The sequence below is a fragment of the Micrococcus endophyticus genome, from assembly GCF_014205115.1.
Lineage (GTDB): Bacteria > Actinomycetota > Actinomycetes > Actinomycetales > Micrococcaceae > Micrococcus > Micrococcus endophyticus.
The window spans coordinates 757,368-769,403 of sequence record NZ_JACHMW010000001.1 but is presented as its reverse complement, the minus strand read 5'-3'; the positions used below and the strand labels follow the sequence as shown (position 1 = coordinate 769,403).

General features: G+C 75.5%; 11 protein-coding genes and 1 tRNA gene. 9 read left to right on the top strand and 3 right to left on the bottom strand.

From position 1 onward, the window contains the following. Nucleotides 1–68 precede the first annotated feature (68 nt). Nucleotides 69–152 (bottom strand) — tRNA-Leu (locus tag HDA33_RS03480). Nucleotides 153–264: 112 nt separating this feature from the next. On the opposite strand from HDA33_RS03480, the gene HDA33_RS03475 reads away from it, so the two are divergent. After that, on the top strand, nucleotides 265–1,590 hold the full coding sequence (locus HDA33_RS03475) for a M20/M25/M40 family metallo-hydrolase (protein WP_184170944.1): 1,326 nt from the start codon (nucleotides 265–267) through the stop codon (nucleotides 1,588–1,590). Nucleotides 1,591–1,693: 103 nt separating this feature from the next. Here HDA33_RS03475 and HDA33_RS03470 read toward each other — a convergent pair whose 3' ends face one another. Further along, a complete protein-coding gene (locus HDA33_RS03470; protein ID WP_184170941.1) occupies nucleotides 1,694–1,933 on the bottom strand; it encodes a DUF5703 family protein in 240 nt (79 codons plus the stop codon). 103 nt (nucleotides 1,934–2,036) lie between these two features. Here HDA33_RS03470 and HDA33_RS03465 point away from each other — a divergent pair, with 103 nt between their 5' ends. The 3 genes from HDA33_RS03465 to mshC all read left to right on the top strand — a co-directional run bounded on the left by HDA33_RS03465 (nucleotide 2,037) and on the right by mshC (nucleotide 4,502). Beyond that, on the top strand, nucleotides 2,037–2,261 hold the full coding sequence (locus HDA33_RS03465) for a hypothetical protein (RefSeq protein WP_184170938.1): 225 nt from the start codon (nucleotides 2,037–2,039) through the stop codon (nucleotides 2,259–2,261). 70 nt (nucleotides 2,262–2,331) lie between these two features. After that, nucleotides 2,332–3,165, top strand: a complete 834-nt coding sequence (locus HDA33_RS03460; RefSeq protein WP_184170935.1) for an undecaprenyl-diphosphate phosphatase — start codon at nucleotides 2,332–2,334, stop codon at nucleotides 3,163–3,165. Nucleotides 3,166–3,230: 65 nt separating this feature from the next. Beyond that, complete coding sequence (mshC, locus tag HDA33_RS03455; protein ID WP_184170932.1) at nucleotides 3,231–4,502, top strand: cysteine--1-D-myo-inosityl 2-amino-2-deoxy-alpha-D-glucopyranoside ligase; 1,272 nt, start codon at nucleotides 3,231–3,233, stop codon at nucleotides 4,500–4,502. Nucleotides 4,503–4,515: 13 nt separating this feature from the next. On the opposite strand, the gene HDA33_RS03450 is transcribed toward mshC, so the two are convergent. Next, nucleotides 4,516–5,466 carry a PAC2 family protein gene (locus tag HDA33_RS03450; RefSeq protein WP_184170929.1) on the bottom strand — a complete coding sequence of 317 codons (951 nt, stop codon included), beginning with the start codon at nucleotides 5,464–5,466 and terminating at the stop codon, nucleotides 4,516–4,518. 93 nt (nucleotides 5,467–5,559) lie between these two features. On the opposite strand from HDA33_RS03450, the gene HDA33_RS03445 reads away from it, so the two are divergent. Genes HDA33_RS03445 through dop form a run of 5 tightly spaced genes read left to right on the top strand, consistent with a single transcriptional unit; the run spans nucleotide 5,560 to nucleotide 12,022 of the window. Further along, complete coding sequence (locus HDA33_RS03445) at nucleotides 5,560–6,318, top strand: HAD family hydrolase (RefSeq protein ID WP_184170926.1); 759 nt, start codon at nucleotides 5,560–5,562, stop codon at nucleotides 6,316–6,318. After that, nucleotides 6,315–7,457: a M50 family metallopeptidase gene (locus HDA33_RS03440; protein ID WP_184170923.1), complete on the top strand. Its 1,143-nt coding sequence runs from the start codon at nucleotides 6,315–6,317 to the stop codon at nucleotides 7,455–7,457. The genes HDA33_RS03445 and HDA33_RS03440 overlap by 4 nt, the downstream gene beginning before the upstream one ends. Before the next feature lie 23 nt (nucleotides 7,458–7,480). Further along, nucleotides 7,481–8,545: a tRNA (adenine-N1)-methyltransferase gene (locus tag HDA33_RS03435; protein WP_158492767.1), complete on the top strand. Its 1,065-nt coding sequence runs from the start codon at nucleotides 7,481–7,483 to the stop codon at nucleotides 8,543–8,545. 7 nt (nucleotides 8,546–8,552) lie between these two features. Next, on the top strand, nucleotides 8,553–10,298 hold the full coding sequence (gene arc, locus HDA33_RS03430; protein WP_420826908.1) for a proteasome ATPase: 1,746 nt from the start codon (nucleotides 8,553–8,555) through the stop codon (nucleotides 10,296–10,298). Beyond that, on the top strand, nucleotides 10,295–12,022 hold the full coding sequence (dop, locus tag HDA33_RS03425) for a depupylase/deamidase Dop (protein ID WP_338104239.1): 1,728 nt from the start codon (nucleotides 10,295–10,297) through the stop codon (nucleotides 12,020–12,022). The genes arc and dop overlap by 4 nt, the downstream gene beginning before the upstream one ends. Nucleotides 12,023–12,036: the final 14 nt, after the last annotated feature.

Below are 12,036 nucleotides of genomic sequence, written 5' to 3'. Positions count from 1 at the left end.
CGCAGCGGTGCGGGAACGCGAGGAGCCCCGGTCGTGACGACCGGGGCTCCTACTGCTTCGATGAGCGGTGCGCGAGGGGGGACTTGAACCCCCACGTCCTTGCGGACACAGCGACCTCAACGCTGCGCGTCTACCAATTCCGCCACTCGCGCTCATCCTCGGGCCGAGAAGGCCCGTTCACCTGGTCCGGTCCGACTCTCTCGAGCCGTTCCCTCGCCGGGCAACTCGAGAACTGTAGCACGCGCTGCGGCTAGGCTCAAAACCATGACCCAGAACGCTCATGACACCCCCGTCTCCCGCCCCGAGGACCGCGTCGTGGAGATCTGCCGCGACCTCATCCGCATCGACACCACCAACCGTGGGGGCAACGTCTCCGTGGGAGAGCCGGAGGCCGCCGCCCTTTGCGCCCGGCTCATGGAGGAGGCCGGGATGAGGCCCCGCCTCTTCGAGTCCTCGCCCGGGCGCGTGTCCGTCGTCGGGCACCTGCCCGGCTGGGACGAGGACGCGCCGGGGCTCGTGGTGCACGGCCACACGGACGTGGTGCCGGCCGAGGCAGACGAGTGGAGCGTGGACCCGTTCGGCGCCGAGCTCAAGGACGGCATGATCTGGGGCCGCGGCGCCGTGGACATGAAGGGCATGGACGCGATGGTGCTCTCCGTCCTGCTTCACCTGGCCCGCACGGGCCGGCGACCCCGGCGCCCGCTCACCGTGGCGTTCTTCGCGGACGAGGAGGCCGGCGGCGTCTACGGGGCGCGCTGGCTCGTGGAGCACCACCCCGAGCTGTTCGACGGCTGCACCGAGGCGATCTCCGAGGTCGGCGGCTTCTCCACCGAGGTGCACGGCTCGCGCGCCTACCTCGTGCAGACCGCGGAGAAGGGCATCGCCTGGCTGAACCTGCGCGCCGAGGGCGCCCCCGGCCACGGCTCCGCGCCCCACCCGGACAATGCGGTGACGCGCCTGGCCGGGGCCATGACCCGCATCGGCGGCCACGAGTGGCCCCTGGTCTACACGAAGACCACGCGGGCGCTGCTCGAGCAGGTCGCCGAGATCATGGGCGTCGACTTCGACGAGCAGGACCCGACGCCGCAGCTCGACGCGCTCGGCCAGGCCCGCTCGTGGGTGGCCGGCACGCTGCGCACCTCCTCGAACCCCACCGGGATGACCTCGGGGTACAAGCACAACGTGATCCCCTCCACCGCGACCGGCACCGTGGACGCGCGCCTGCTGCCCGGCGAGGAGGAGGCCGCCCTGGCCACGATCGCCGAGCTCGCCGGTCCGGACGTGACCATCGAGCCCGAGCACCGCGACGTCGCCCTGGAGACGCCGTTCTCCGGCGACCTCGTGGAGCTCATGGTCGCCTCCCTGCAGGCCGAGGACCCGGGCGCCGAGGTGCTGCCGTTCATGCTCGGCGGCGGCACGGACAACAAGTCGCTGGCCCGCCTCGGCATCACCGGCTACGGCTTCGCGCCCATGCGCCTGCCCGCCGACCTGGCGTTCACCTCGCTGTTCCACGGCATCGACGAGCGCGTGCCCGTGGACGCCCTCGAGTTCGGCTGCCGCGTGCTCGAGCGGATGCTCGAGCCCCGCTGACCGGCCGACCCGCTGGCCCGGCCGCGGACGACGACGGCGCGGCCCGTTGTCGTCGGCCGTCCGCCGTCCGCCTGGGGTGGAGGCGAGGCGGGGCCAGGCGGGCTCAGGCGGAGGAGAGGGTGGAGGCCACGCGCACCACGCGGCGGCGCAGCCAGTAGCGCCGGGCCCCGCCGCGGAAGTGGACGGAGCGCTGCAGCTCCCAGCGGCCGTACTCGGCGTGCTCCACGAGCCGGCGGCGGGCGTCGCCCAGCGACTCGTCGGGGGAGACCGTGATCACCAGGTACTCCCACTTCTGGCCGCAGGCGATCGAGTCCAGGGTCGAGGACATCAGCTGTTCACGCACCCGTCCATCCTGGCAGAGTCGCGCCCCGGGCGGGGCGCTGCCCGGGTCAGGGGAGCACCCGCCACCCCTGGCGGGCCTCCCGGGAGGGGGATACCGTTCAGCCATGAGCTCTGACGCCCGCATGGCCCTGGAGGCCCTCACCACCGCCCTGAACGAACACCTCGTGGCCGCGCAGAACAAGCGGGGCGAGGACGACCCCGCCGTGGAGGCCGCGTTCTTCGCCGTCGCCGACGCCTTCGAGGCCTACGAGGACGCCCTGTACGCCGACACCGAGGAGGTCACCCCCCTCGAGGTGTTCGACGATGAGGAGGACGACGACGAGGGCTGAGCCGCATCGCGCGTGATCCACCCCACGACCCTGGGCTCCCGCCCGGGGTCGTCGCGTACAGTGACTCTCCGTGACGTGGATCGAAGCCATCATCCTGGGCCTGGTGCAGGGCCTCACGGAGTTCCTGCCCATCTCCTCTTCCGCCCACATCCGAATCGTAGGGGAGTTCCTGCCGTCCGCGTCGGATCCGGGCGCCGCCTTCACGGCCATCACCCAGATCGGCACGGAGCTCGCCGTGCTCATCTACTTCTGGCGTGACATCACCCGCATCATCGGCCGCTGGTTCCAGGCCCTCGCCGGCCGCCTGCCGCACTCCGACCCGGACGTGCGCATGGGCTGGCTCATCATCCTCGGCTCCCTCCCCATCGCCGTGCTCGGCCTGCTGCTGCAGGACTGGATCGACACCGAGTTCCGCTCCCTCTGGATCACCGCGACCATGCTCATCGTCTTCGGCGTGCTGCTGGCGCTGGCCGACCGCCTCGGCCGGCAGACCAAGCCCCTCGAGCGGCTCACGGTCCGCGACGGCGTCCTCTACGGCTTCGCCCAGTCCCTCGCGCTCATCCCCGGCGTCTCCCGCTCCGGCGGCACCATCACCGCCGGCCTGGCCATGGGCTACACCCGCTCGGCCGCCGCCCGCTACGCGTTCTTGCTGGCCGTGCCGGCCGTGTTCGCCTCCGGCTTCTACAAGCTGTTCCAGTCCCTCGCGGAGCCCGGCACGCAGGGCCCCTACGGGATGGGTGAGACCTTCCTGGCCACCGTCATCGCGTTCGTGGTCGGCTACGCCGTGATCGCCTGGCTGATGAAGTACATCACCACCAACTCGTACATGCCGTTCGTCTGGTACCGCATCGCCCTGGGCCTGGGGCTGTTCGCCCTCCTGGGTACCGGCGTCATCAGCGCCTGAGCCCGCCCCCGCGACCGCGCCCGCCGGCCCGGTCGGGCCTGCCCGCCCCGAAGCCGAGGAGTCCCGTGAAGTCCTGGTCCACCCCCGTCCCGCCCGCCGTGCCGACCCGGCCGGACCGGCTGCGCCTGCACGACACTGCCACCGGCGCCGTCCGGCACCCGGGCAACGACGCCCGGGAGGCCTCGCTCTACGTCTGCGGCATCACCCCCTACGACGCCACGCACCTCGGCCACGCCAGCACCTATGTGGCCTTCGACCTGCTGAACCGCTACTGGCGCGCCGCCGGCCTCGAGGTCGCCTACGTCCAGAACGTGACGGACGTGGACGACCCGCTGCTCGAGCGCGCCGACGCCACGGGCGTGGACTGGCGGGAGCTCGCCCGCGACCAGACCGACCTGTTCCGCTCGGACATGGCCGCGCTCGAGGTGCTCGCCCCGGACCACTACGTGGGCGCCACCGAGGCGATCGACCTGGTGGTGGACGCGGTGGAGGCCATGCTGGCCGCCGGCCTGGCCTACCGGGTCCCCGGCGAGGCCGACGCCCCCGACGGCGACGTCTACTTCGACGTCCGGGCCGCCGAGGCGGCCGGCGACTGGCGGCTGGGCCAGGTCTCGGCCATGCCGCTGGACGAGATGACCGAGGTGTTCCCCGAGCGCGGCGGCGACCCGCAGCGCCCCGGCAAGCGCGACCCGCTGGACCCGCTGCTGTGGCGCGTGCACCGTGACGGGGAGCCCGCCTGGGACGGCCGCTCCCTCGGCGAGGGCCGGCCGGGCTGGCACATCGAGTGCTCCGTGATCTCCCGCGCGCACCTGCCCGCCCCGTTCACCGTCCAGGGCGGCGGGTCCGACCTGCGCTTCCCGCACCACGAGTTCTCCGCCGCCCACGCCACCGCCGTGGACGGCCGGCCCTTGGCCCGGCACTACGCCCACACCGGCATGGTGGCCCTGGACGGGCAGAAGATGTCCAAGTCCCTGGGCAACCTCGAGCTCGTCTCCCGGCTGCGCGCCCGCGGCGTCGAGCCGGTGGCCGTGCGCGCCGCGATCCTCGCGCACCACTACCGCTCCGACTGGGAGTGGTCCGAAGACGTGCTGGCCCGCGCGCAGGAGCGCGTGGCGCGCTGGCGCGCCGCCCTCGAGGGCCCGCACGCGCAGGCCGGCTCCGCCGTGCTCGACGCGGTCCACGCCGCGCTCTCGGACGACCTGGACGCCCCCCGCGCCCTCGAGGCGCTCGACGCGTGGGCCGCGGGCACGCTGCCGGGCCTGGACGCGGCCGACGACGCCGCCCCGGTGGCCGTGGCCGACGTCGCCTCGGCCCTGCTGGGCCTGCGCCTGCGCTGAGCCGGCGGAGGGCTCAGCGCCCGCTGCGCCCGCGCAGGTAGCGCTCGAACTCCCGGGCGATGGCCTCACCCGAGGCCTCGGGCAGCTGCTGCGTGTCCTGCGCCTCCTCGAGCTGACGGACGTACGCGGCGACGTCGGGGTCCTCGGCGGCGAGCTCGTCCACGCCGCGCTGCCACGCCTGGGCGTCGTCCTCGAGCTCGCACGTGGAGACGCTCACGTGCAACAGGTCCTCGATCGCCTCCACGAGGCCGAGCAGGGTCTTGGGGGAGGGCGCCTGGGCCACGTAGTGCGGCACCGCGCCCCACAGGGAGACGCTGGGCAGGCCGCGGCGGGCCGCCTCGTCCGCGATGACCCCGACGATCCCCGTGGGGCCCTCGTACGCGGGGCGGTCCGCGCCCACGGCCACGCGGACGTCCACGAGCGGGGAGGTGGGCCGGGCCCGCAGGGGCCGACTGTGCGGCACGTCCGCCAGCAGTGCCCCGAGGGTGACGACGGCGTCCACCTGCCGCGCGGCCGCGGCCGCGAACAGCTCCTCGGCGAACGCCTGCCAGCGCACGTTGGGCTCGACGCCGACGGCCAGCAGCACGCGCACCCCGTCCGGGGGCGCGGCCTCGCCGGCGACCGGGCGGCCCTGCGCGTCCAGCTGTGCCTCGTGCAGGCGCACGGCCGGCCACTCGAGGGTGCCCATGCCGTCCGCGTCCCGGCGGACCACGGGACGGGTCACCTGGTAGTCGTAGAACTCGCCGTCGCAGATCCGGCCGGACTCGGCGGCGTCCCACTGCTCGCGCAGGGCGTCGAGCGCCCCGCTGGCCGCGTCCCCGGCGTCGTTCCAGCCCTCGAAGGCCAGCAGCAGGACCGTGGGCGCGCGCAGCCCCGCCTCGAGGTCGTCGACGGTGGCCGTCAGGTGCGTCCGGAGCGGCCCCAGGGCGTCGTCCGGCTGGTCCACGGAGGATGCGTCGGTCATGGCGGCCAGCCTAGGCACGGCCCGGCACCGCGGTCACGGGCGGGCCACCGCCCCCGTGCGGGCGCCCGCCGCGCGCTCGATAGGATGGACCCCATGCCCTCCACCCCCGCGGCCCGCCCGGCCGAGCGCGCCCGCGCCCTCCCGCGCGCCGTCCTCTGGGACATGGACGGCACCCTCGTGGACACCGAGCCCCTGTGGAACGCCTCCCAGCGGCGCCTGCTCGCGGAGCACGGCGGCGTGTGGTCCGAGGCCCTGGCCGACTCCCTCGTGGGCCGCCCCCTTGACGAGGGCGCGCGCCGCCTGCAGGCGGCAGGGCTGGACCTGCCGGTCGACGAGATCATCGAGCGCACCATGGGCGCCGTGACCCGCGGCGTGGCGGACCGCGTCCCCTGGCGCGCCGGGGCCCGCGAGCTGCTCGCCGCCCTGGCCGAGGCCGGCGTCCCCGGCGCGCTCGTCACCATGTCGCACACCCCTCTGGCCCGCGCCCTCGCCGAGCGCGCCCCCGCGGGCGCCCTCGACGTCGTCGTCTCCGGAGACCTGGTGGCCCGCGGCAAGCCCGACCCCGAGGCCTACCTGCTCGCGCTGGACCTGCTCGCCGCGCGGCATCCGGGCCTGGACGCCGCCGGCTGCGTCGCCGTCGAGGACTCGCCGGTCGGCGTCGCCGCGGCCGTGGCCGCCGGCCTGCCCACCGTGGGCGTGCCCAGCGTCCTGCCGCTGCCGGCCGGGGCGGCCACCGTCGAGTGGGACACCCTGGCCGGGCGCGCCCCGGCGGACCTGGCCGCCGTCCGCGACGTCGCGGCGGGCCGCGCCGAGGACGCCCCCGCCCCCGCCGGCCCGGGCGGGCGCGCGTGAGCGGCGCCGCCGCCCGGCGCACCGGCTCCCTCCGCCTGGGCTCCGTGGCCGGGGCGCCCGTGCTGCTGTCCTGGACGTGGCTGCTCATCGCCGCCGCGATCGTCCTGGCCTTCGGCCCGCAGATCCGGCGCGCGCTGCCCGAGCTGGGCGCCGGCGCCTACGGGGTCGCCCTTGGCTACGCCGTGCTGCTGGCCCTGTCCGTGCTCGTGCACGAGGTCGCCCACGCGCTCGCCGGCCGCGCCGCGGGCCAGCGGGCCGAGGAGATCGCCCTCACCCTGTGGGGCGGGCACACCCAGTTCCGCGGCGCGCACGCCGGGCCGCTGGGCATGGTGTTCACCGCGATGGCCGGCCCGGCCGCCAACCTCGCCCTCGCCGGGCTCGCCCACCTGGCCGCCCGCGCGGTGGACGGGCCCTCCGTGGCCGCCCTGCTGCTGGACGTCACGGTGTGGGCGAACCTGCTGCTCGCGGCCTTCAACGCCCTGCCCGGCGCCCCGCTGGACGGCGGGCGCATGGTGGAGTCCGCCGTGTGGGCGGCCACCGGGTCCCGGGACCGCGGCGTCGAGGCCTCCGGCTGGGCCGGACGTGTGATCTCCGCCGCTATCATCGCCGCCGCCCTGCTGGCGCCGCTGCTGCAGGGCCGGACCCCGGACGTGCTGTTCACCGTGCTCCTCATCTGGGCCGCGCTCACCCTGTGGCGGGGCGCCGGCGACGCCGTGGCGCGGGGGCGGTGGGGCCGGCGGCTGGCCGGGCTGCGGCTGGCGGACCTCGAGCTGGCCGCCGTCGCCGTCCCCGAGCACCTCTCCGTGGCCGAGGCCCTGGCCCACGCCGACGGCGGCCGGCGGGCTGCGGTCGCCGTGGACGGTGCAGGCCTGCCTCGCGGGGTGCTCGACCTCACCGCCGTGGGCCGCCTGGACGCGGCCGCCCGCGCGGGCACCCCCGTGGCGGCCGCCGCCGTCGCCCTGGCCCCGCAGGCCGTGCTGGAGCGCGAGGCCCTGCCCGAGGCCGGCCCCGAGCTCGCGGCCGTCCTGGCCGACCCCGAGACCCCCGTGTGGGTGCTCACCGACGCGCGCGGACTCGTGCGCTCGGTGGTGCCCCGCGAACGCATCCTCGCCGCCGTCCACGCGACGCGGCGCCCCTGACCCGACGAAGGAGCCACCCGACGATGACCGAACCCACCGGCGTGAGCGCGCGCCGCGGCCCCCTGCGGGCCGGCCAGCGCGTCCAGATCAAGGACGCCAAGGGCCGCCTGAACACCATCACCCTGCTGCCCGGCGGCGAGTTCCACAGCTACCAGGGGGTGCTGCGCCACGACGACCTGATCGGCGGCTTCGAGGGCGTGGTGGTGGAGAACTCCGCCGGCCAGCCCTACCAGGTGCTGCGCCCGCTGCTCAACGACTTCGTGCTCTCCATGCCGCGCGGGGCCACCGTGGTCTACCCCAAGGACGCCGCCCAGATCGTGCAGCAGGCGGATATCTTCCCGGGCGCCGTGGTGGTCGAGGCCGGCGTCGGCTCCGGCGCCCTGTCCATGTCCCTGCTGCGCGCCGTGGGGGACCACGGCCGGCTGCACTCCTACGAGCGCCGCGAGGAGTTCGCGGACGTGGCCCGCGCCAACGTGGAGGCGTTCTTCGGCGCCGAGCACCCCGCCTGGTCCATCCACCTCGGCGACGCCCAGGAGCAGATGACCCGCGTCCACGAGCCCGGCTCCGTGGACCGCGTGGTCCTGGACATGCTCGCGCCCTGGGAGTGCCTCGACGCCGTCGCCGAGGTCCTCGCCCCCGGCGGCGTCTGGCTGAACTACGTGGCCACCGCCACCCAGCTCTCCCGCGTGGCCGAGGCCATCCGGGACTCCGGCCGGTTCACCCAGGTGGAGGCCAACGAGACCCTCGTGCGCGGCTGGCACCTGGACGGGCTCGCCGTGCGCCCCGACCACCGGATGGTCGCCCACACCGGGTTCCTGCTCACCGCCCGCCGCCTCGCCACCGGCGAGGAGGCCCTGCGGCTGAAGAAGCGCTCCAAGGTCTCCGAATTCAAGGCCGAGGACGTCGAGGCCTGGCAGCCGGCCGACGAGGCCCGGTGGACCCCCGAGGCCCTCGGCGAGCGCCCCGTCACGGACAAGAAGGCGCGCAAGGCGGCCAAGGAGGCCCGGCTCATGGCGGCCCGGTCACGTGCCGCCGAGCGCGGCGTGGACGCGTACGGTGGAAGGATCCAGGAGCAGGACCAGGACTGAAGGGGAGGTGCCCGTGGACCAGGACGCGCAGGGGGGACCGGAGCAGCTCGAGCGCCGGCTCGGCGAGGCCCGTGAGCTGCTGCGGCAGTCCCAGGCCGAGGCCGAGCGGCTGCGGCACCAGCTCGACTCGGCCCAGCGGCACGCCGCGCGCCTCAGCGAGCGCCGCCGGGAGGCCGAGGCCCAGACCCAGACGGCCGCCCGCAACAACCGGCGCATGGTCGAGCTGCTCGAGGCCACGCGCGCCGAGATCACCACGCTCAAGGAGAACCTGGACGCCGTCACGCATCCGCCGTTCACCTTCGCCACCCTCGAGGCCGTCCACGCCCCGCGTGAGCCCGAGGAGGGCGTGGAGACCGGCGCCGTGGTGCGCGGGGGAGCGGATGTCGTGCAGAACGGCCGGCGGCTGCGCGTGATGGTCTCCCCGCTGCTCGACGCCGCCCGCCTCACGCCCGGCGCCCAGGTGCTGCTGGACGAGTCCAGCGCGATCGTGGGCGTCGCCCCGGGCACCGGATCCGGCCAGCTGCTGCGCGTCAAGGAGGCGCTGCCCGACGGCGGCCTCGTCCTGGCCGGCACGGCGGACGAGGAGCGCGTGGTGCGGCGCGCGCCCGCGCTGGAGGGCGTCGAGCTGCGCCACGGGGACGCCGTCACCGTGGACGCCCGCGTCGAATGGGCGCTGCGGCGGGTCGAGCTGTCCGAGGTGGACGAGGTGCTGCTCGAAGAGGTCCCGGACGTCACGTTCGAGGACATCGGCGGCCTCGGCCCGCAGATCGACCGGATCCGCGAGGCCGTCGAGATCCCGTTCCTGCACCCCGAGGTATACCGCGAGCACGGTCTGCGCGCCCCCAAGGGGATCATGCTGTACGGCCCGCCCGGCACCGGCAAGACCATGCTCGCCAAGGCTGTGGCCAACGCCCTCTCGGCCCGCAGCGCGGACGGCGAGCGCTCGTTCTTCCTCAACGTCAAGGGGCCCGAGCTGCTGAACAAGTACGTGGGCGAGACCGAGCGGCAGATCCGCGTCATCTTCGACCGAGCCCGCGAGAAGGCCGACGCCGGCTTCCCCGTGGTCATCTTCTTCGACGAGATGGAGTCGCTGTTCCGCACGCGCGGCTCCGGCGTCTCCTCGGACGTGGAGACCACGATCGTCCCGCAGCTGCTCACCGAGATCGACGGCGTCGAGGCCCTCGAGAACGTGATCGTCATCGGCGCCTCCAACCGCGAGGACATGATCGACCCGGCCGTGCTCCGCCCCGGCCGGCTGGACGTGAAGATCCGCGTGGACCGCCCCGACGCGGCCGGCGCCGCGGAGATCATGGCCAAGCACCTCACCGCGGACGTGCCCCTGCACCCCGACGACGTCGCCGCGGCCGGCTCGGCCGGCGCGGCCCGCGCGACGCTCATCGCCCGGACGGTCGCCGCCCTCTACGACCGCGGCACGGGCACCGCGCTGGCGGAGCTGACGGACGTGTCCGGCACGACCCGCGCCCTGCACCTGGCCGACCTCGTCTCGGGCGCCGTGGTGGCCGACGTCGTGGACCGGGCCAAGCGCCACGCCGTGCGCGACTACCTCGGCGCCGACCAGGACCCGGCCGCCCGCGGCGTTCGCGAGGGCCACCTGCGCGAGGCCGTGGACGCGGTGCTGGAGGACCAGACGGACCTGCTGGCCACGGTCGCGCCCGCCGAGTGGGCGCGCACCTCCGGCTGGCGCGGCCCGCGCCTGCAGTCGCTGCGGATGGTGCGCGGGGCGCAGTCGTGAGCGCGTTCGGCCGCGGCGGGCAGGACCTCCTCGGCGGCGAGCGTGCCGCCGAGCCGGGGGCCACGCCGGCCTTCGAAGGCCAGCGTCGGCTGTTCCACGGCGCGGCCGTGCCCCCGAACGGGCGGGACGCCGCCGGCTGGGGCGTGCACCGGGTGATGGGCACGGAGACCGAGTTCGGCATCCACGCGCCGGCCAACCCGGGGGCGCACCACAGCGTGCTCTCGGTCGAGCTCGTCAACGCCTACGCGGACCTGGTGACCCGCACCGGCTCGGCGGTGGCCGGCACCGAGTGGGACTACACGGGGGAGTCGCCGCTCGTGGACGCCCGCGGCTGGCGGCTGCCGCGTTCGGCGGCGCACCCCTCGCAGCTGACCGACGAGGCGCTCGTGGGCCCGGACGGCGAGCCCGTGCACCTGCTGCTCTCCACGGTGCTGGCCAACGGCGCGCGCTGGTACGTGGACCACGCCCACCCGGAGTACTCCTCGCCGGAGACGACCACCCCGCGGGACGCCATGGTCTGGGACGCCGCCGGGGACCTGGTCGCGCAGGCGGCGGCCGAGCACATCGGCCAGGCCGAGGGCGCCCCGGAGGTGCTGGTCTACAAGAACAACGTGGACGGCAAGGGCCAGTCCTACGGCGCACACGAGAACTACCTCGTGGCCCGGTCCCTCGACTTCGACGAGCTCACCGCCGTCCTGCTGCCGTTCTTCGCGGCGCGGCAGGTGCTCGTGGGCGCGGGCCGCGTGGGACTCGGCCCGGCAGGGGAGCGGCCGGGCTTCCAGCTGTCCCAGCGGGCCGACTACTTCGAGGAGCCCGTGGGGCTGGAGACCACGATCCACCGGCCGATCGTCAACACGAGGGACGAGCCGCACGCCCGTCCCGAGGCCTACCGCCGACTCCACGTGATCATCGGTGACGCGACGCTGAGCCAGCACGCCACGTGGCTGCGGATGGGCATGACCGCGCTCGTCCTCGCGATGGCCGAGGCCGGGACGGCGCCCCGGCTCACCCTGGACGACCCGGTGGCCGCGTTGCAGACGATCAGCCACGACCCGGGCCTGCGGGCCACGGTGTCGCTGCTCGAACACACCGCGGACGGCCCCGTGCGCCGGCACTGGACCGGGCTGCAGATCCTGCGGTCCTACCTGGACGCGGCCCACGCCCACTGCGCCGCCTTCGAGGTGACGGATCCGCAGACGCGCGAGGTGCTGGAGGCCTGGGCCATCGACCTCGACGACGCCACCGCGGATCCGCTGTCCCTGAGCGACCGCGCCGACTGGGCGGCCAAGCTGCGCGTCCTCGAGGGCCTGCGGGCCCGCGCGGGTGCGGACTGGACCGACCCCCGCCTCGCGATGGTGGACCTGCAGTACGCCGACCTGCGCCCGGCCCGCTCCCTGCACCGCCGGCTCGTGGCCGCCGGCGCGCTCCGGACGCTCGCCGACGAGGCGGAGATCCGTGCCGCCGTCGCCACGCCGCCGCGGGCCACCCGCGCGTGGACCCGCGGCAACCTCGTGGGCCGCCACGGTGACCGCGTGGCCGGCGCCGCGTGGGAGACGCTGCTGCTGCGCGGGGCGGGGGAGCGGGTGCACCGGCTGCACCTGGCCGAGCCGCTGGTCGGCGCCGCCGTGGACCTGCCCGGCTGGTGGGAGGACGCCGCCGCGCCCCGGCCCGACGACGAGGCGCTCGTGGCCACGCTGCCGCCGCTGTTCGGCGCGCGGGCCTGAGGCGAGGGCGGGCG

Bases quoted from the DNA above. Each gene is read 5' to 3' on its own strand.
- HDA33_RS03475 (WP_184170944.1), top strand. From the start codon at position 265: ATGACCCAGAACGCTCATGACACCCCCGTCTCCCGCCCCGAGGACCGC.
- HDA33_RS03465 (WP_184170938.1), top strand. From the start codon at position 2,037: ATGAGCTCTGACGCCCGCATGGCCCTGGAGGCCCTCACCACCGCCCTG.
- HDA33_RS03450 (WP_184170929.1), bottom strand. From the start codon at position 5,466: ATGACCGACGCATCCTCCGTGGACCAGCCGGACGACGCCCTGGGGCCG.
- HDA33_RS03445 (WP_184170926.1), top strand. From the start codon at position 5,560: ATGCCCTCCACCCCCGCGGCCCGCCCGGCCGAGCGCGCCCGCGCCCTC.
- HDA33_RS03435 (WP_158492767.1), top strand. From the start codon at position 7,481: ATGACCGAACCCACCGGCGTGAGCGCGCGCCGCGGCCCCCTGCGGGCC.